Raw genomic sequence first — 20029 nt, forward strand, 5'->3', positions numbered from 1 at the left:
GGATAAATATTGACTTAATATAGAAATCACAGTATTATTGTAACTGGTATTGTTTGCCCCACGATAAGCCCCGGAAACTTATTAGGTTGTCAAACAGACGTAGAAACTGGAGGAATTTATAGTGCGTACAACACCATTAGCAAAAGCAAGTGAAGTTGAACGTAAATGGTATGTAATTGACGGTGAAGATGTTGTCTTAGGTAGACTTTCATCAGTTGTTGCTTCTATTCTTAGAGGTAAGAACAAACCAACTTACACACCTAACGTTGATACAGGTGATAATGTTATTATCATCAATGCAGATAAAGTTAGATTAACAGGTAAGAAAGCTAAGAATAAGATTTATTATTCTCACTCAGATCACCCAGGTGGGTTGAAGAGTATTTCAGCCGGCGAAAAGAGAGCTACTAAGCCAGAACGCTTCGTAGAAGACTCAATTCGTGGTATGTTACCTAAGAACACTCTTGGTCGTCAAGAAATCAAGAAGTTGCACGTATATGCAGGTTCTGATCACCAACACCAAGCACAAAATCCAGAAATGTTGGATATCAACAAACTAATCTAAGGAGGAAAAGAATTTGGCACAAGTATCATACGCCGGAACAGGTCGTCGCAAGGATTCAGTTGCTCGTGTACGCCTAGTACCCGGAAACGGAAAGATTACTATCAACAAACGTGATGTCAAAGATTACATTCCTTTTGACAATTTGATTGCTGATATGAAACAACCTCTAGATGTTACTGAAACAGCTGACAACTATGACGTTATTGCTAACGTTAACGGTGGTGGCTTCTCAGGACAAGCTGGAGCAATTAGACATGGTATCGCAAGAGCCCTACTTGATGTAGATCCTGATTTCAGACCATCACTCAAGTCAGCCGGCTTCTTAACACGTGACCCTCGTATGAAGGAACGTAAGAAACCAGGTCTCAAGAAAGCCCGTAAGGCTTCACAATTCTCAAAACGTTAATATTTACTATTATCGGTTTGATTTTAAAAACATCTCTCAGTGTGAGGGATGTTTTTTTGTTATATATTAATAACGGAGGAGAGTGATATGTTGAATATTGAAAAGTTATCCACAAGTTATCAAGTTAGAAAATTAGATGCTAAAGATGCTAACAAAGCCTATGCGCTAGTTCAAAGCAATCCGCTGTACTTTGCCTATTGTCCACCACAGGCGACTAGACACTCGATTTTAGAGGATATGAAGGTCGTGCCAGCCAACAAAAATTTGGACGACAAATATTATCTAGGTTTCTTTGACGGCAATGATTTGATAGCCATCTTGGATTTGATCACAGGCTATCCCAATAATACCAGTGCTTGGATCGGCTTCTTCATGGTCGACGCTAAGTATCAGAGACAAGGTATTGGCACAAAGATCATCGATAGTTTGAATGGCGAATTGTTAAAGTCAGGCATCAAGCGAATCGAATTGGCTTATGGCAAGGGTAATGAACAGAGTGAAAAGTTCTTGTTGAAGACTGGCTTTGTTAAAGATGGCCGAGAGATTAAAGTTCCAGGGTATACGGTCGTTGTTATGGAGAAGATTTTGACGGCTTAATATGTGAATAATAAGAAATGAGTTTAAAATACAACTATATTTTCCATTAATATACAGTGTAAACGCGGAATAAAAGATAGCTTTTCCGCCTAACAAAAAGCCGTCTCTGATTTGAAATACTGAATCAGAGACGGTTTTATATTAATTTTCGAAGGCTAATCATGTTTTGTTTCGTTCTCATATGTATGTGACAAGTTGTGACATGGGGATGTTATATAATAACGATATTAAGCTTATGGGGGATGCAAAATTGGATAACGTAGAAGAAAATTCAAAACCAATCGTAAGGGAAGATTATTTAAAATTCAGGAATTTATTAAAATACTTTGTACATATTTTGATAGTTAATTCTGATAAAAGAAATGTTCAAGTTATGATGCAAAAGAAGTATCCAGACATGGATCCTAAATGGAAAGGTTCCATTGAAGATGCGGATGAACCGATCGTTCAAGAATATTTAACAAAAATCGGCCGACCTATTGAAGAGAAAAAAGCTAGTGAAAGTTGGAATGGCAAAGGTCAAGACGGTGGTTCGATCAGAAAAGATTATCTAAAATATCGTGAATATAGTACTGGAACAATTGATGTCAAGATTGCGGGGGGATTTCAAGTTCACAGTCGTGGTAGTTACATTAACTGGATCAATTCTAGATGTAATATTGTAGCCACTTGGAATCATGACAAAAATGAAGTTGTCGGATTGAGAATGTATTTGAGTGGTGTAGATGATGAAGATCAACCAAGATATGATTTGATAAAACTCACTGATCTGGGTATTTATGATAGTGATGATACGGAACCGACGGAAGTACTAAAGAAGTTTTTTAGAGATTATACGACCTTCTTAAAAGAACATCCGGTTGTAAAGGAAGAGAAAAATATGCCAAATACCAGTGTAAGAGTTAAATCATTGATCGAAAAACTTGAAAGTTCTAAAAATATTATTTTACATGGTGCTCCAGGTACAGGCAAAACTTATATAGCTAGACAAGTTGCTGCGCAGATGATTGGTATTGATGAATCGGAATTAAGCGCTAGTCCTCAATATAGTTTTGTCCAATTTCACCCTAGTTACGATTACACTGATTTTGTCGAAGGATTACGTCCAATCATCAATGATGATGGCAGTATGTCTTTTGAATTAAAAGATGGTGTTTTCAAGAGATTCTGTGAAACAACTTATCAAGCAGATTCCGACAAGAAGTTTGTTTTTGTGATCGATGAGATCAATCGTGGTGAAATTTCCAAAATTTTTGGTGAATTATTCTTCTCTGTTGATCCGGGATATCGGGATAAGAAGTACGGCATCAATACTCAATATTCTAATTTACATTCTAATAACGAAAAATTCTTTATTCCAAATAATGTTTATATTATTGGAACTATGAATGATATCGATCGTTCAGTTGATACATTTGATTTTGCTATGAGAAGACGTTTTAGATTTATCAATGTTACAGCAGCTGAATCGATGGATATGTGGGATGACAGTGAGTTATCTGATGATGATAAGGAACAAGCTAAGAAACGTTTGACAGCTCTTAATCAAGTGATTGAGAATATCGACGGTCTTAATTCTGATTATGACATTGGTGCTAGTTATTTTATGAAACTTGCTGAACTGGGCAAAGACAAATATGAAGTTCTCTGGAATGATTTCTTAGAACCATTGTTGTCAGAATATTTACGTGGCACAGCTAATGAAACTGAAAATATGATTGCTTTGGAAAAAGCCTATAAGAACGATAAAACAGAAGAGACCATTGACCATAAAGAGGTCGAATAATATGTGGATAACGGATAATACTTCATTTAAAGGTGAAGCTGTTCAGACTATCAAAAATACTTATCCAAAATTGTTAAATAAATTGAGCAATAACACGTTGGAAAACTTGGCTCAAAGCAGTAATTTATTACTTTTTCCAAATGATATTTCTGAGAGTGGTGATTTGGATAAGGATGCTATGATCGTTAAAACGTATAACGGAACGATTCAATTTCAAAATGTCATTGGTTTTATTGGTTATGGGCAGGAACGGTTAAATATTCACTCACGGTTTTCAACTGAAGGCATGGGCGATAATTTTTTACATTATATGTTAAAAAGAGTCCTAAATATCAATGTTACAAATTTGGAAACCGATACATCTAATAAATTAGAGTTATATGATTTGTTACGATATATTTTTCCGAGTTACCTTAATGCGGCTTTGAAAAAAGGGGTTTTACGGCAATATCAACGGTTTGAATATAATGATGCCAATATCAAAGGAACAATCGATATTGCTCGCCATATTAAGCAAAATACGCCGTTTACTGGCAAAGTTGCTTATTCGACGCGAGAGTACACTGGTGACAACAATGTCATGGAACTGATACGGCACACGATTGAGTATATTCAGTCATCTTCAAGAAATGGAAATCAGATTTTGAATTCATCCGATGAAGTGAGACATAATGTGGCAGCCGTTATCCGGTCAACGCCGTCGTATAGTATTGGTAAACGGCAGAAGGTGATTATTAAAAATCAATTAACACCGGTACGACATGCTTTCTATACGGAATATCGTGATCTACAACGACTCTGTTTGATGATTTTAAGACACCAAAAAAATAATCTCGGTGATGGGGATGATCAAACGATTCACGGAATTATCTTTGATGTTGCTTGGTTGTGGGAAGAGTATTTGAATACTTTGATGAAAGATAAAGGAATTCAACATCCACATAATCGAGCTGATAATCGAACGGAATTGGATAAGAAAAATCCATTTTATATTTTTAAATCTGATACAGAAAGTTCTAAGGGGAGACGTTTGGTTTATCCAGATTTCTTTTCAACTGAAGGTAAATTCGTATTGGATGGAAAATATAAAAAAGGTTTGGATAATGATGGCGACAACAAGGACAGCAAAGGTGGGCTGCAACGAAATGATTTGAATCAGATGATTACTTATATGTATATCCAAAAATACCGCAGCGCCAGCGTTATTTACCCGGCCACGACTAAAGGACAAGGGGAAACTTTGATTGGAGTTTTAAATGGTTATGGTGCAAAAATTTTCAAATATGGATTGATGATTCCTCAGAATATTGCAGATTTTGCTAGTTTTGAATCAGCCATGAAAAAGAGTGAAGCAGCTTTTGGAAACTATATAAATAAGCGCTATAACGATTAGGGTATGGAAAAATTTAATACATAAGCAAAAGAGCCAATATTCAATTACGAATATTGGCTCTTTTGCTTATTGGCAATTAATGCATCACTATTAGTTTTTAATCCCATCCGAAACAGTCCAAGTGATCGTACCATGATAAGTGCCGCTGATTTGGTAAGAACTCTGTTTCAAAAGGATACCTTGGTTGACGAGCCACTGTTTGCTGATTTGGAAGACTTGGGCGCCATCAACTGTTTTAGTACCGGTAGCAATTGTCGTTAAACTGTTCTGCAATGACTTTTGATTGCCATTCTTGTCAACGAAGATGATTCCACCGTTGTTCCATTTGGCAGATGCGTCACCTTTGTTGATCAGGTCACTTGACTGAGCTTGTAAGGTCCAAGAAGAATCTTTAGCACGTTCGTCAGTAACAAAGACGTTCCAATCATCGGACCGGCCAATGGTTCTATCCGTTGGATAGCTGTTGACCGATTTGAAACTACTTGTGTTGGCTGTAGTTAATAACAGGCCACCAAGTACGTTGATGTGGTATTCGATTTGATTAGAAACGTTGTGATAATCATCTTCAACGGTAAAGATAATATCATTGTCGCCATCTTTTAAGTCACTTGCTGAGATTGGGAAGTGGAAAGTATCACTGGAGCTTGAATCGACGATACTATCCATCGAGGTAGCGATCTTTGAAGTTTGACCATTGATATTTGCGTAAACTTGGAATTTAGTAGGATCGATTGCAGTTGAAGTATTGTAGGCAACTTTACCGCCCAAATTAACGTTGTCACCGATCTGAATTGATTGGTTGGTATCATCTGTTGCTGTTAAGGTGATTTTCTTAGGTTGGACGATCTTGAAAGGTGTTGTCATAACATCGGTATATAAATTACTACCGTCAAAGCTGGCGTGAGCTGTGGCAACTGAAGTCGTGGCTAAAGGTTTGCCGTTAGTATCGTTGCTTGATTTGGCAGTTCCATAAACTGTCAAGGTTGCCCTAGTAGGATCAGTCGTACCCAAAGCTTTAGTTAAAGTATGTTTAATAGTAGTTTGATCACCAGTCAAAGCAATTGTTTCAGTTGGCGTGGTGTCGTCGCCGTAAGTTATTGTGGCATTCTTATAAGTGATATTGGTTGGCAAAGTGATGTTAGCAACAATATTCGACCATCCTTTTGAACCACTGACATATTTAGGATTGTAAGTTAAAGCCAATTCATCGCCATTATTGACTGAGTTAGCTTGATCGGTGCCACCACTAGTTACTTCACGGTTATTTTGGGTCACATCGAAAAGTTGGGAAGTTAAGTCACCTTCAGTGATAGAAGGGATGGATTCAAAGATAATTAAGTTGGTTTCAGTTACTTGACCAGTTGAACCAGTGAATCCCCAATATAGTTTATGATCAGTGCCAGTTAAGTGAAACGGATTATTGCTGATGACATTACCAGAAGAATCCTTTTCTTGAATAGGTACGGTTTGAGTAATAACATCGCTATTAGGTGTACCATCCATGTTTTTATCATCAAAATCATATTTAACTTGTGGATAAGCTTGGCCACTGCCACCTTGATTAGTGGATACATTGGCAGGTTCCCAAGTGATAGTTATGTGGTGCCATTTGGCATCGGTCAAAAGCGTAGGTTTTTGTATTAAGTTAGAGTGTCTTAAAGCTGGACCATTAGTAAGATTATCTATGTAAGTATATGGTGAAGCTGGAAACCCAGAAGCTATATGGTCATCGCCCTTTTTCAGTTGAGTATCAAAGTTACTATCAAAGCCACCAGCATTCATGTTGGGAAAAGTATCAAACTCAAGAGCCCAACTATTCTGAATGGCCCGATTAGCTAAGTCTTGGCTAGTGTTGTTGGCGGGTTTGAAATCAGTAGTAACACCGCCCAAAACACCCATCGTTTCACCACCGACACCATTTCTTAAATTACCGTAATAATCAGACGCGTTGGAAGTATCATCACTGACATTTTGCAAAACGAAAGCCATACCATCACCGTTATAAACAGATGAGCTGCCGTTACCACCAAAATACAACCACATGGACATTGTTTGCCGGCGAGTAGTATCAATGTAGTTCTGATCGGCTTCATTAGATTGACTGCGTTTTGACCAAACTGCAGAAACAGTATTTGGAACCATATTTTCAGAAATCAATACGACGGCCTGAGAAGATGAATTACCCGAAGTTCCAGGTTCCAAAATTTTACCAGGATTATTATTAGTGCCACCAACGGGCGCTAAATTAGGAACATTGAACCAATCGTTCAAATTTTTAATTCCATCAGGTACCGTTCCTTTAAGGACTGTGGAAGATGATGAAGAGGAGCCTTTTACCTTTTGAGTAGTAGCTGAGTGAACTGTGGTGTATGTGAATGATAATATTGAGAATAATCCAACAAGGATTAGCATAAATGTAGAAATGAATAATTTTTTCTTCATAATTTTTTCCCCCCTTCAAATGAACAAACTATAAGAAATGTATACCTATTAAATTAATTATAGTCCCTTGCGGGATTAGTTTAAACATATTTGAATCTATATTTGCAAGATATATCATGGTATTATTTGTTTGTTGAGGATATTGAATTAAGTTCCAAGAGATGGAAGGAGTAAAATGGCATATAAAGTAAATTTTAAACAAGTTGAATTAACTGGTTTTGAAAGTTCACCATTTGCGGAACGATTGGCTGGTCTCAGAGCGCATGAGGCAAGATATTTCCGCAATAATTATCGTGTCGATTTTGTAACTATGGCAGTTGATGAGAATCCCGAGATCATTAACCGGATCAAAGCTATTTTGTCAGGACAAGGTTTGGATTTACCATATCAAGCCTTGGAAGTTAGCGACTTTGTGGTCAATAATATTCGTTGGTCGTATGTTTTTTATGACAATGGCTTGGTTATTAGTATCGAATATAGTATTAATCCAGCAGGCAAGCGAGAAATTGGCGTCAAAATGGTCGAAGATGCTGGTACGCCGGTTGAATTCGAAGATCGTTGTAAATTCGTACGCCAAAGATCTAATTTAGCTGGTATTATTCGTGAGAGCTATTTTCCACTTAAAGGAAATTTTTAAAATTTTTATATAATTATTAGAATCAAACGAAAAATAACCTGAGATTTTACTATCGATTGAAGATAGTAAATCTCAGGTTATTTATTTTGAATATCCGTTATAGCGTGATGTCAGCCGTTAATTCACTTGTCTTAAAAGGAAAACGTGATTCAGAAAGTTCAAAGGGTTGGCCATCGTCCAAATAGCTTAATTGATTGATAACTAAAACCGGAGCGCCAATTTTGTTGGCAATGCCATTTTCGACATCGATTTTGTTAGCTTCGTCAGCACGAACGATTCGGTGTGAACCCTTGATGTTCAAGCCATCCTTTTGCAGATGACCGTAGATTGAACCTTCCAGATCTTGTTTGGTTAGGGTTGTAATAGAAGTCGGCATAATTGTATGTTCATAGGCAAAAACTTCGCCATTAACGAACCGAACACGCTGGATAACATAAACTGGTTCAGTAGGTTGAATGAGCAATTTGGTAGTTTCTTCTTCAGTAGGGATGCGAGCTGATAATTCAAGCACCTTACTGGTAACTTTTTTCCCCTGGTTAGTCGTTGTGGCACCTAATGGTTTATCAATTGGAGAGACTTTACCGTAGTTGTCGCCATGTTCGCTTTGAATATAATCTTTGCGGACATAGGTACCGGAGCCACGTTTAGAATAGACCATACCTTCGATCATTAAAAGTTGTAGCGCTTTGTGTACCGTTATGCGGGTAGTTGAAAATTCTTTGGCAATTTGATTTTGGTCAGGCATCAGTTCCCCGGGAGGGTACTTTCCTTGTTGAATTTGTTTTCTCAAGCCATCAGCAACGATTTTATATTTGTACGCCATTATTAAGCTAATACCCCCTTTATTACCGTTATAGATAATAATATCATTGTTGCTCCCTGTTTTCATTTTCTTTTTAATGTATATACTTTATATAAAAAAACGTTTACATTATTTTTAAAACATGTATACTGGAAACGTATTCAAAAGCAACAAAGAGAGGAAGGTGCATATGACAGAACAATTACCAAAGAATTTCGCCTGGGGCAATTCAACTTCAAGTATGCAGACTGAAGGGGCTTGGAACATAGGCGGCAAAGGCAAATCTGTTTATGATATAAGACCTGCAACTAAGGATTCATCTGATTGGCACGATGCGATTGATGAATATCATCGCTATGATGAAGATTTTGATCTAATGGCTAAACAAGGAATGAATTTTTATCGTTTCCAAATTTCTTGGAGTCGGGTAAATCCTGATGGTGATGGTGAATTTAACGAAGAGGGTATCAAATTTTACAGTGATTTGATCGATGATTTGTTGAAGAAGAATATTACACCAATGATTTGCTTGTATCACTTTGACATGCCACTACATTTGGCAGAAGAGTATAACGGATTTTTGTCACGACACGTAGTGGATGCTTTTGTACGTTATGGTAAAGAAATGGTTAAGAGATTCGGTAATCGGGTCAACTATTGGATCACCTTCAATGAACAAAACCTTTATCATGCAAGTGAAGCCTTTAGGATCGCTGGTTATTTGCAAGGCAACCAAACTGACGATGAATTGTATCAAATCAGTCACCATGTCATGTTGGCTCACGCCGGTGTTGCTAATTACATTCACGAAAAGACTGACTGTAAAATTGGTGGAATGTTAGCTTACAGCGAGGTTTATCCCGCTTCACCAAATCCCAAAGATGTTCTCTATGCAAGACAGATCAACGAATTTATGAATAATAATTTACTAGATGTTTTCGTATATGGACATTATTCAAACGAAGTTTTAACTTTTGTGAAGAATCATGGAATCGATATGGATTATCAACCAGCTGATGATGACACATTAACTAAAGTATCATCTGATTTTATTGCATTTAGCTATTATAGAAGCGACACAATTAGTGCCGAACTTGTTCCAGAGAAAACAATACCTAATTATTATCTTGATAAAGGAATCAAAAAAAATCCATATCTCAAAGCATCCGAATTCGGTTGGCAAATTGATCCATTTGGTTTCAGGGATGTTTTGACGAAAGTTTATAACGAATATGGCGTACCAATGTTTCCAATTGAAAATGGGATCGGATTGCGTGAAGAGTTCAATGGCTCAGAGATTCAAGATGATGAACGGATCGAATATCATCGCGAACATATCCAAGCTATGAAAGATGCTATTTTTGAAGACGGCGTCAAAGTTATCGGCTACTTAGGCTGGGGGTTGATCGATATTCCTAGTTCAAGTGGAAATATGGACAAACGTTATGGAACAGTTTACGTCAATCGTACCAATCATGATCTAAAAGACATGCGACGGGTACCTAAGAAGAGCTACTGGTGGTTACAACATGTTATTACAACGAATGGTGCGGATCTATCAGATCTTAAATAAAAAACAAGACTTTGGGGGGCAAAGTTTATGTCTTTAAAAAATTCAAAAGCTGCAGATAAATTTGCAGAATTTGCGGCAAAACTTGGTGGTCAGATCCACTTACGTTCTTTGCGTGATGCTTTTGCAACGATCATGCCGCTATATATTCTAGCTGGTCTAGCAGTTTTACTAAACAATACAGTGTTTACATGGATTTTTAAGGGTAAGACCTTATTACAAGTACAATATTGGGGCACATTATTAACAAATGCGACCTTGAATATTTCAGGTATTTTAATTGCAGCCATGATCGGTTATTGCTTGGCTAAAAACCGTAGTTTCAATAACCCCATTGCTGCAGCATTAGTGTCAATGGCAGCTTTAGTAGCCATGATGCCAAATACAGTTTCATTAGTTCCAGACGGTGCCAAAAAGGCTGTCGACATTTCAGCCGTATTGCCATATACCAACCTAGGTACTGGGGCAATGTTTGCTGGTATCATCGTTGGATTGATTGCCACGGAAGTTTTCATCCGCGTATCTAATATCAAACGTCTCCAAGTTCACTTGGGTGAAAATGTTCCGCCTGCAGTTAGACAATCATTTGATGTTTTAATTCCAATCATCATCGTGTTGTCTGGTTTTGCAATCGTTTCAGCCTTACTAAACAACTTAGCTGGAATGAACTTGATCAACTTGATCACTACAGTTATCCAAGAACCATTACGTCACGTTGGAACAAGCATTTGGGGAGTTATTATCCTTTATACTTTGGGTAACTTGCTATGGCTCTTCGGTATTCACCAATCAGTTATTTACAGTTCTATCCTAGAACCACTTTTGATTATTAATATTACAGAAAATATTGCCGCATATGCTGCTGGTAAACCAATTCCTAATATTATTAACGTTTCGCAAGTTACATCATTCGGTTTGCTTGGTGGCTCAGGATCAACGCTTTGCTTACTTGTCGCAACATTTTTAGTTGGACACAGTGCTGTAACTAAGAACGTGGCCAAGCTTTCGATCGCACCTGGTATTTTTAATATCAACGAACCAGTTATTTTCGGTTATCCAATCGTTTATAACGTTTCAATGGCAATTCCATTTGTTTTCGTTCCTGTAATGGGAATCGTAATCAGTTATGTAGCCACAGTTCTCGGTTGGATCAATCCATGTGTCACAATGGTTCCATGGACTACGCCAATTGGAATCAGTGCCTTTCTTGCAACAGGTGGCGACTGGCGTGCTGTCGTTGTTCAATTATTGATCTTTATTCTAGGAATTTTAATTTATATTCCATTCGTTATGATCAATGATAAAGTTATTGGCAAGGAAGCCGCAGCAAATTTGGAATCAACACAAAATGCTTAGGCTCATAGGAAGAGAGCGGAACAAACTGGGTAACTTTTGAGTATTTGGCTGGTGTAGCAAAACGCAGAAAGCTGGTTTGTATGGCTCGTCTCAGCAAAAATACCCTCTGATTCAGTATTTCGAATCAGAGGGTATTTTGTGTTCACGACAGATTTTAACGTCCAACGATATCAACGTAGATAGTCATAGCAACAAAACATAATAATGCAAACATCAACAAACCAATCATAATAGCGTGACGTTTTTTATTCATGAGTAGAATAGCCACGAATTCACGAATCAAGGCATTAGGTAAGAAATAGAATCTAGTTGGTGCTCCGACTCCGTTGGCTGCAATACCAGCCATTTTGGCGTACAAACCAGCTCGAAAGATGTGATAATTGTTGCTGAAAAATTTGATATAAGCCGAATTGCTACCAAAGTTTTTTTGAATCAAACTTTTGGAGAATTGCATATTTTGTAAAGTATTGCGCGATTTATCTTCCAACAAGACCAAGTCCTCGTCCCAACCATGTTCGATGGCGTAGTTTGCCATAGCTTGGGCTTCGGATAGCTTTTCATCAGGACCTTGACCACCTGAGAAAACTATCTTAGGTGCAGGACGACCTTTTTTGATCTGCTTGTTAGCAAATTTTATTGCCGCATCGATTCGATTGCCGAGAAGCTTTGAAACGGTATCGCCGTTGATCAAACCAGCACCTAAAACAATCAGATAATTAGCTTTGTAACGCCGAGGGAAGAATTGATACAAGACGACGTTGACTAAGAAATTGTAAGAACAGATTACTAAGTAAACCCCAATCAATGGAATTCCGGAAATAATAATGTTCAACCAGTCCGGTAAGAATTGTCCCCGATTGGCCATTAGCGCATTGACGAACCAAATAACGATCAAAAAAATTCCTAAGAACAACGTTAGCATGTTGGAGACTGTGTGACTTTCTCGTTTCCAGACGATGATGGCGTTCCATAATAGTAAAACCCACATAAAGGCTAATGTTAACGCGATGACGCCGACAATCAACAGAAACAATGTCCCCATAATCACGACGAACGGCAAATTAGCAGTACTGAAAATTAAAATAGCCAACTCGGTCAAGAAACTGATGAAGAAAATAGTGAAGGTAATGCCATTGATCAATCTTCTTGGTTCCTTTAGCCACATCCATAAGAAAATAGCCAGGAGAACTAAAGTGATCAATCCACCATAAATCGAAAACTTTTGTAGTACATTGACGTACGGCCTAAGTACGTTCATTGAATCACCTCATTTTGACAAATATATTTTTACTGCCCCCTAAAATAATCATATTAATTTTATCATAGCTAAGAAACTTTACCATCAAAGCGATGTTGTGGAATATCACTTTTACTTATAAATGCATACAAATACTTACAAAAGTGCATAAAGATGTTATGATGATGTAAGGAGGTGGCAAGATGTATCAGGAACAAAGGTTAGAAGCAATTATGAAGTTGTTGGAAACGCACGATACCTTAACGACTGAACAGATGATTCAGCAGTTTCAAGTATCGCGGGACACAGTTAGAAGAGATTTTGCTAAATTGAGTAATGAAGGCAAAGTCAGACGAGTCCACGGCGGAATTATGAGTTTGCCAAAGTCAAATGAAATTGTTTCGTTCAACGCTCGAATGAATGATTTTACAGCTGCTAAAGACCACATCGCACAGTTAGCCGAACAATTCATTCAAGCACAGGGGACGTACTTTTTCGATGTTTCAACAACGGTCTTGAAGTTAGCCCAGATCATGAAAACTAAGGCGACTATCTACACGTACTCGTTAGACAACGCCATCATGTTGAGTGCTGATCCGAATATTTCTTTGCACTTATTAGGTGGCCAATTTTTTGAAAAGAACCGTTTCTTTTATTCATTGAATGAGGCCGAACTATTGAATCACCTGCAATTTGATGCTGCATTTATCGGTGCAGCTGGTTTAAAAAATGGTCAAATCAGTTTTGAAGATCAAGCAGATGCTTATTTGAAACAATTAGCTTTGAAAAATGCTAAACAAAAAATCCTATTAGCTGAGAATGCTAAATTTGCTAAAGAGAGTACTTATTTGATTGGTAATATAGCTGATTTTGATTATTTATTGACTGATAAAAAACCGACTGATGAAATTTGTTCCCAAATCGAAGTAAAATACTGAGGTGAAAATAATGGCAATAAAATTGATTTTGAGTGATATTGATGGCACCATTTTGGATGATAAAAATGTAATCGACAGCGGGTTGAAACAAGCCGTATCGCAACTCAAAAAACAGGCGGTACCATTTGTTTTGGCATCTGCTCGCTCACCGGAAGGAATGTTGCCGATTGCTAAAAAGTTAGATGTTTTGGACAATCCAATTGCTTGTTATAACGGCGCTTTAGTTGTTAAAGATTTGCAGCAAAAAAATTATTCCACAATTTTAAGCCATGAATTAAACGTTACAGAAGTAGAACAAATATTTGCGATTATCGAAGAACAATATCCAGATGTCTCAATCAATTTGTATTCCGGTTCCGACTGGTATGTTGGCAAAGTCGACAAGTGGGTTGAAATTGAGGCTGATATTACTAAACAACAGCCGATCGTGACTGATTTGAATAAGTTGGTATCAGAACATCAAGTACCGATCCACAAATTGTTGTTGATTGGAAATACTGAAGAAACCCAGAGGCTGTTACAAGGTTTGAAGGATAGTCAAATGCCAGAGAGTTCATTTTATTTATCCAAACCTAACTATTTGGAAATCACTAATAGTCAAGTCTCCAAGGAGAAAGCTTTGCGTGAATTGGCTAAGACGTATGGTTTGGCATGGAGCAGACGATGACCTTGGGCGATAACTTCAATGACGTGCCAATGTTAAAAATTGCTGGTTTAGGCGTAGCGATGGCCAATGCTCCCCAAGAAGTTAAAAATTGTGCTAATGTAGTGACGGAGACCAATAATCACAATGGTGTTTCTAAGGCCATTGAAAAATATGTTTTGAAATGAAAGAAGTAATGGTTATGGAAAAAGTTACGGTTATCAAAGGTGATATTGCTTATTTACCATTTCATGTCGATGTTATCGTCAATGCGGCCAATAGTGCTTTAGTACCAGGCGGTGGCGTCGATGGAGCTATCAATCGTAAAGCGGGTCCCAAATTAGCTGATGCGATGCTAGGAATCGGTGGCACGCCGACTGGAACAGCTGTTTACACCAAAGCCTATGATCTGAATGCAGATTATGTTATTCATGCTGTTGGTCCAAAGTTTATTGACGGCGACCATGGCGAAGATGAGTTACTGAAAGATGCTTATGAATCGGTAATGAAAATAGCTCAAAAACTATCAGCCAACTCCATAGCGTTTCCCTTTATTAGTACTGGAGTTTATGGATATCCTTTGGCAGAAGCAGTCAAGATAGCTATTCAGACTGTCGAAAAATTTAATTTGGAAGCTAAGGTTTATTTTGTAGCTTTTGATGCAACGACTGAAGAATTAGCTCAAAAATATTTAAATAATTGATGTTTTAAAAATAGCCGTCATATCAAAGATGATGGCTATTTTTTATCTAATTAAATTAAAAAAAATCACATTTTATTGTTGACAATTTTTACGATAAGCATTAGTCTCATAAACAACAAATCAATTCATCCATAAACCGTTGAGATGGAAGTCAAGATTATCGTGCACGCCCAGAGAGTTGCCGGTGCTGAGAATGGCAATCGAACGCAGATAGTTAAATGGACCATCGAGGGTCTTTCCGAAAAGTAATTGAGTACGAAAGAACGTTAGGCATACGTAAGTTGCCGGGGGGATGTTAGTCCCTCGCTAAGAGTAATGGAATGATTGTTGAGGTATTGTTTTTGGCGTACTCACTTTCAGTCTATTAAAATAAGGTGGCACCGCGGTCAATCCGTCCTTAAACGTTATACGTTTATGGATGGATTTTTTTTATTCCCTAGGAGGTATCACCAATGATGAATAGACGATGGCAAAATTCAAATTAATTAAATTCAATAATAAAAATTAATTTGGAGGAACCAAACATGATTGAAAATGCTATTAAAAAATTAACTGAAGATACGGATTTAACTTTTGATGAAACAAACCAAGTGATCGACGAAATTATGACTGGGAAGACAACGCCGATTCAAATTGCCAGTTTTTTAACTGCCTTGAGTGTAAAAAAGGAAACCGTTGAAGAAATTGCCGGAGCTGCTGAAGCCATGAGAAGTCATGCTTTGGACTTTCATGCCGATGAACCGGTTCTAGAAATTGTTGGTACTGGTGGCGATCACTCCAATTCATTTAATATCTCCACGACCTCAGCCTTAATAGTTGCAGCCACAGGAATTCCAGTAGCCAAGCATGGTAATCGAGCCGCTAGTTCTAAGAGTGGTGCGGCGGATGTTTTAGAATCTCTTGGCGTTCAAATTGACCTTGATCCTAAGCGTAGTGAAGAGATTCTTGATCAGATCGGTATTTGCTTCTTATTTGCCCAAGAGTATCACAAGGCTATGAAATACGTAGCGCCAGTCAGAAAAGAACTAGGTATCAGAACCTTATTTAATGTTTTAGGACCATTGGCAAACCCAGCTCATGCTTCTAGCCAAGTTTTAGGCGTTTATGATGAAAAACTAGTCGAACCAATGGCAAAAGTTTTAAGTCAATTGGGAATCAATGATGCGATGGTAATTCATGGGCAAGATGGTTTCGATGAGGCTTCAATTTCAGCTCCAACAACAGTTATGGAGGTTCACAACGGCAAGTTTACTAAATACACGATCACTCCTGAAGAATTTGGTTTAAATCGGGCTGAAAAAGCGGAAGTCATTGGTGGTACACCGGCAGAAAATGCTCAGATCACTTTGGATATTTTAAATGGTGCCAGTGGAGCCAAACGGGATGTTATCCTATTAAATTCAGCTTTGGCAATTCACACAGCCAGACCAAATATTGATTTGCATGAGGCAATCGATCTTGCCAGAAAGGTCATTGATGATGGGAGTGCTTTGAACAAATTAAATGACTTCATCAAAATGACGGAAGATGGTGTGGCAGCTTGATTTTAGATGATTTAGTAACAGCCACTAAACAGCGCCTCATTAAGGAAAAAAAGCCAAGTATCATTAGTAGAACTAAAACAACGAGCCCAACAAATTCCTAACCGTGATTCTCAAGCCGTCATCGATAAATTTTTAGAACCCAAACTTCATTTCATTGGCGAGATAAAAAAAGCTTCTCCATCTAAGGGAACTATTGTTAAGGATTTTCCATATATGAAAATTGCTCAGGAATATCAGAAGGCGGAGATTGATGCGATTTCTGTCTTGACTGAACCGACTTATTTTCAAGGTAAACTTGATTATTTAAAAGAAGTCTCAAAAACAACCAATGTTCCATTATTGAGAAAAGATTTTACGATTGATCCTTATATGATCTATCAAGCTAAGATTGCCGGTGCAAGCATGATTCTATTGATAGTTGCTATTTTGGATGATGAACAATTATCTTCCTATCTTAACTTGGCTAAACAATTAGGATTAGCAGCTTTAGTCGAAGTTCATAACGAAAATGAACTACAGCGAGCTTTGAATGCTGGCGCGGAAATTATTGGTGTCAATAATCGCAACCTTAAAGATTTTACAGTTGATCTTAATAATAGCTTGAAGCTACGTTCGCTAGTTCCTAAGCAAATTCCCTTCATTACTGAAAGTGGCATTAAAACCATAGCTGATATAAAAAAACTCAAACAAGCCCAAGTTAATGGTGTCTTGATTGGCGAAACGTTCATGAAAGCATCTGACCGAATTAAAATTATTCAAGAATTTCAAAGTGTGTAATTTATGACTAAAATAAAAATCTGCGGTTTGATGACAGTTGACGATATCAAAGCAGTCAATCAGGCTCATCCCGATTTAGCTGGTTTTATCTTTGCTAATGGTCGTCACCAAATCGATTTAATAACAGCTTTAAAACTGCGAAAACTATTAGATCCAACTATTCCAAGCGTTGGTGTTTTCGTAAATGAACCGATTGATTCGATGCTTAAAATCTATGACAGTGGTGCTATATCGATGATTCAGCTACATGGTCAAGAAGACGAAAACACCGTTAAAGTACTTCAAGCACACCAAATACCAATTATTAATGTTTTTAAACCCTCTCAAAACAATCCACAGGCTAATGCCGATTATTTAATGTTAGATAGTGGTTCTGGAAACGGAATGACTGTTGACTGGCAAAAAATTCGAATCGAAACCAAACAGCCGTTGATCATTGCTGGAGCTTTGGATATCAACAATGTAACGACTGCTATTAAAACCATTCATCCTGCCTACGTTGATCTTTCTCGTGGCGTGGAAACAAATAATGTAAAAGATCCTCAAAAAATTTCTAAAATTGTAACTCTAGTACATCAACTATAATCGGAGGAATTCCTTATGAAAGAAATGCAAAAAGAAACAAGCAAGCAGACCCATTATGGTCAATTTGGAGGCCAATATATTCCTGAAACTTTAGCTAGCGAATTAACCCGTGTCGCCCAAGCTTATGATAAATATAAAGCTGATCCGGAATTCTTAGTTGAATTTCACGATTTATTGGATAATTACGCTAATCGTCCTTCATTGTTATATTACGCAGACAAAATGACTCAAGATCTCGGAGGAGCCAAAATTTATCTCAAACGTGAAGATCTCAATCATACCGGTGCTCACAAAATAAATAACGTTATCGGACAAGCTTTGATTGCCAAACGAATGGGCAAGACGTGTTTGATTGCCGAAACTGGTGCTGGTCAACATGGTGTTGCGACGGCCACAATTGCCGCACTGTTCGGAATGGAATGTGAAATTTTTATGGGAAAGGAAGATACTGAACGCCAAAAATTGAACGTTTATCGAATGCAATTGCTTGGGGCCAAAGTTCACGCTGTAACTAGTGGTTCAATGGTTCTAAAGGATGCCGTCAATGCAACGATGCAAGAGTGGGCCAGTCGGATCGATGATACTTTTTATATTTTAGGATCCGCAGTTGGACCATATCCATTTCCAGAAATGGTGCATGATTTTCAAAGTGTCATTAGTAAAGAATCCAAGCAACAAATTTTAGAAACCGAAGGTAAATTACCGGACGCTGTAGTTGCTTGTGTCGGCGGCGGTAGTAATGCTATTGGTAGTTTTGCCGATTATATCGATGATAAAGAGGTTAAATTGATTGGCTGTGAGGCCGCTGGAAAAGGTGTCGATACTGATCAAACCGCTGCTACGATTGAACGCGGTTCAGTTGGAATTTTCCACGGTATGAAATCATTATTTCTCCAAAATGATGATGGTCAAATTGATCAAGTTTATTCAATTTCTGCCGGTTTGGATTATCCGGGCGTAGGTCCAGAACATGCGCAATTGGCTGAATTGAAACGAGCTCAATATGTTGGTATTACTGATGATGAAGCCGTAAATGCTTTTGAATATATTGCTAAAACCGAAGGAATCATTGCTGCTATCGAAAGTTGCCATGCCTTAGCTTACGTAATGAAATTGGCACCAACTATGAGAAAAGATCAAATTATTATCTGTACCGTTTCCGGTCGTGGTGATAAGGATGTTGCATCAATTGCTAAATACAGAGGGGTAGATATCGATGAGTAAACTAGAAGAAGTATTTCAAAATAAAACGGCCTTTATACCATTTTTGGTTGCCGATGATCCAGACTTTGAGACTACTGTTCAAAATATTTTGACCTTAGCGGAAAATGGAGCCGACATTGTTGAGTTAGGAATTCCTTTCTCAGATCCAGTGGCAGATGGACCGGTGATTCAAGCGGCCGATCTGAAGGCCTTCAAAGCCGGAGTTAACACCAACCGAGTCTTTGAAATTGTTGAAGAAGTTCGAAAAACAAGCGATGTACCAATTGTTTTCTTAACGTATTTAAATATTCCTTTTAAATATGGATATGATAAGTTTTGCCAGAGATGTCAAAAATTGAATGTCTCTGGATTGGTAATTCCCGATTGTCCATTGGAAGAACAAGGAGAAATTAGAACGTTCGCTGATAAATACGACGTTGATCTAATACCATTGATTGCCCCAACTTCGGGAGACCGAATCGAAAAAATTGCTGCCAATGCCAAAGGATTTATCTATGTTGTCTCTTCACTTGGCGTGACTGGAGTTAGAGATGATTTGGCAGTTCAGCAATTGAATGATACGATTCAACGAATTCGCAAAGTGACCGATGTTCCGGTGGCAATCGGCTTTGGAATCCATTCACCAGAACAGGCTGAGAAATTGGCCACGATTGCTGATGGCATTATTATCGGCAGTGCCGTAGTTAAAATTGTTGATGCTGGTCACGAGGACCTGCAGAATGAATTAACAGATTATGTTAAAAATATTAAGGAAGCAATAAGCGTAAAGGCTTAATTAGAGATATCTACAAAAAAAGCATTTTCATTAAATTGAAAATGCTTTT

At 37.8% G+C, this 20029-nt stretch carries 17 protein-coding genes and 2 pseudogenes; 16 read left to right on the forward strand and 3 right to left on the reverse strand.

What is annotated here, in order from left to right:
• Positions 1-121 precede the first annotated feature (121 nt).
• The 5 genes from rplM to FD29_RS06760 all read left to right on the forward strand — a co-directional run bounded on the left by rplM (position 122) and on the right by FD29_RS06760 (position 4747).
• Positions 122-565 carry a 50S ribosomal protein L13 gene (rplM, locus tag FD29_RS06740; protein WP_057888177.1) on the forward strand — a complete coding sequence of 148 codons (444 nt, stop codon included), beginning with the start codon at positions 122-124 and terminating at the stop codon, positions 563-565.
• A gap of 13 nt (positions 566-578) precedes the next feature.
• Entirely contained in the window at positions 579-971 is a 393-nt protein-coding gene (gene rpsI, locus FD29_RS06745) for a 30S ribosomal protein S9 (RefSeq protein WP_057888178.1), read from the forward strand.
• An 87-nt stretch (positions 972-1058) separates the two neighbouring features.
• Positions 1059-1568, forward strand: a complete 510-nt coding sequence (locus FD29_RS06750; protein ID WP_057888179.1) for a GNAT family N-acetyltransferase — start codon at positions 1059-1061, stop codon at positions 1566-1568.
• Between the two features lie 250 nt (positions 1569-1818).
• Complete coding sequence (locus FD29_RS06755) at positions 1819-3354, forward strand: McrB family protein (protein ID WP_057888180.1); 1536 nt, start codon at positions 1819-1821, stop codon at positions 3352-3354.
• 1 nt (position 3355) lies between these two features.
• Positions 3356-4747: a 5-methylcytosine restriction system specificity protein McrC gene (locus FD29_RS06760; RefSeq protein WP_057888181.1), complete on the forward strand. Its 1392-nt coding sequence runs from the start codon at positions 3356-3358 to the stop codon at positions 4745-4747.
• Positions 4748-4837: 90 nt separating this feature from the next.
• On the opposite strand, the gene FD29_RS06765 is transcribed toward FD29_RS06760, so the two are convergent.
• Positions 4838-7189 carry an L-type lectin family protein gene (locus FD29_RS06765; RefSeq protein ID WP_057888182.1) on the reverse strand — a complete coding sequence of 784 codons (2352 nt, stop codon included), beginning with the start codon at positions 7187-7189 and terminating at the stop codon, positions 4838-4840.
• Between the two features lie 175 nt (positions 7190-7364).
• Between FD29_RS06765 and FD29_RS06770 the strand changes: the two genes are divergently transcribed.
• Positions 7365-7826, forward strand: a complete 462-nt coding sequence (locus FD29_RS06770) for a hypothetical protein (RefSeq protein ID WP_057888183.1) — start codon at positions 7365-7367, stop codon at positions 7824-7826.
• A 97-nt stretch (positions 7827-7923) separates the two neighbouring features.
• On the opposite strand, the gene FD29_RS06775 is transcribed toward FD29_RS06770, so the two are convergent.
• Positions 7924-8649, reverse strand: a complete 726-nt coding sequence (locus tag FD29_RS06775) for a GntR family transcriptional regulator (protein WP_057888184.1) — start codon at positions 8647-8649, stop codon at positions 7924-7926.
• Positions 8650-8818: 169 nt separating this feature from the next.
• Here FD29_RS06775 and FD29_RS06780 point away from each other — a divergent pair, with 169 nt between their 5' ends.
• Positions 8819-10201 carry a glycoside hydrolase family 1 protein gene (locus FD29_RS06780; RefSeq protein WP_057888185.1) on the forward strand — a complete coding sequence of 461 codons (1383 nt, stop codon included), beginning with the start codon at positions 8819-8821 and terminating at the stop codon, positions 10199-10201.
• 27 nt (positions 10202-10228) lie between these two features.
• Entirely contained in the window at positions 10229-11554 is a 1326-nt protein-coding gene (locus FD29_RS06785; protein WP_057888186.1) for a PTS sugar transporter subunit IIC, read from the forward strand.
• 154 nt (positions 11555-11708) lie between these two features.
• Here FD29_RS06785 and FD29_RS06790 read toward each other — a convergent pair whose 3' ends face one another.
• On the reverse strand, positions 11709-12812 hold the full coding sequence (locus tag FD29_RS06790; protein ID WP_057888187.1) for a YdcF family protein: 1104 nt from the start codon (positions 12810-12812) through the stop codon (positions 11709-11711).
• A gap of 182 nt (positions 12813-12994) precedes the next feature.
• On the opposite strand from FD29_RS06790, the gene FD29_RS06795 reads away from it, so the two are divergent.
• The 8 genes and pseudogenes from FD29_RS06795 to trpA all read left to right on the forward strand — a co-directional run bounded on the left by FD29_RS06795 (position 12995) and on the right by trpA (position 19980).
• Entirely contained in the window at positions 12995-13729 is a 735-nt protein-coding gene (locus tag FD29_RS06795) for a DeoR/GlpR family DNA-binding transcription regulator (RefSeq protein ID WP_057888188.1), read from the forward strand.
• 10 nt (positions 13730-13739) lie between these two features.
• Positions 13740-14560, forward strand: a pseudogene (locus tag FD29_RS06800) (Cof-type HAD-IIB family hydrolase).
• A 14-nt stretch (positions 14561-14574) separates the two neighbouring features.
• Positions 14575-15075 (forward strand): macro domain-containing protein, encoded by a 501-nt coding sequence (locus FD29_RS06805; protein WP_057888189.1) that lies wholly within the window; start codon positions 14575-14577, stop codon positions 15073-15075.
• A gap of 524 nt (positions 15076-15599) precedes the next feature.
• Positions 15600-16619, forward strand: coding sequence for an anthranilate phosphoribosyltransferase (gene trpD, locus FD29_RS06810; protein ID WP_057888190.1), 1020 nt, complete (start codon positions 15600-15602; stop codon positions 16617-16619).
• Positions 16616-17396 (forward strand): annotated as a pseudogene (gene trpC / locus FD29_RS06815) (indole-3-glycerol phosphate synthase TrpC). Before trpD ends, trpC begins: the two are co-directional and overlap by 4 nt.
• A gap of 3 nt (positions 17397-17399) precedes the next feature.
• Positions 17400-17981 (forward strand): phosphoribosylanthranilate isomerase, encoded by a 582-nt coding sequence (locus FD29_RS06820; RefSeq protein ID WP_057888191.1) that lies wholly within the window; start codon positions 17400-17402, stop codon positions 17979-17981.
• A gap of 15 nt (positions 17982-17996) precedes the next feature.
• Positions 17997-19205: a tryptophan synthase subunit beta gene (trpB, locus tag FD29_RS06825; RefSeq protein ID WP_057888192.1), complete on the forward strand. Its 1209-nt coding sequence runs from the start codon at positions 17997-17999 to the stop codon at positions 19203-19205.
• Positions 19198-19980, forward strand: coding sequence for a tryptophan synthase subunit alpha (gene trpA, locus FD29_RS06830; RefSeq protein ID WP_057888193.1), 783 nt, complete (start codon positions 19198-19200; stop codon positions 19978-19980). Before trpB ends, trpA begins: the two co-directional genes overlap by 8 nt.
• Positions 19981-20029 lie beyond the last annotated feature (49 nt).

Origin of the sequence: Companilactobacillus mindensis DSM 14500 (genome assembly GCF_001434275.1) — a bacterium.
In the GTDB taxonomy this organism is placed as follows: domain Bacteria; phylum Bacillota; class Bacilli; order Lactobacillales; family Lactobacillaceae; genus Companilactobacillus; species Companilactobacillus mindensis.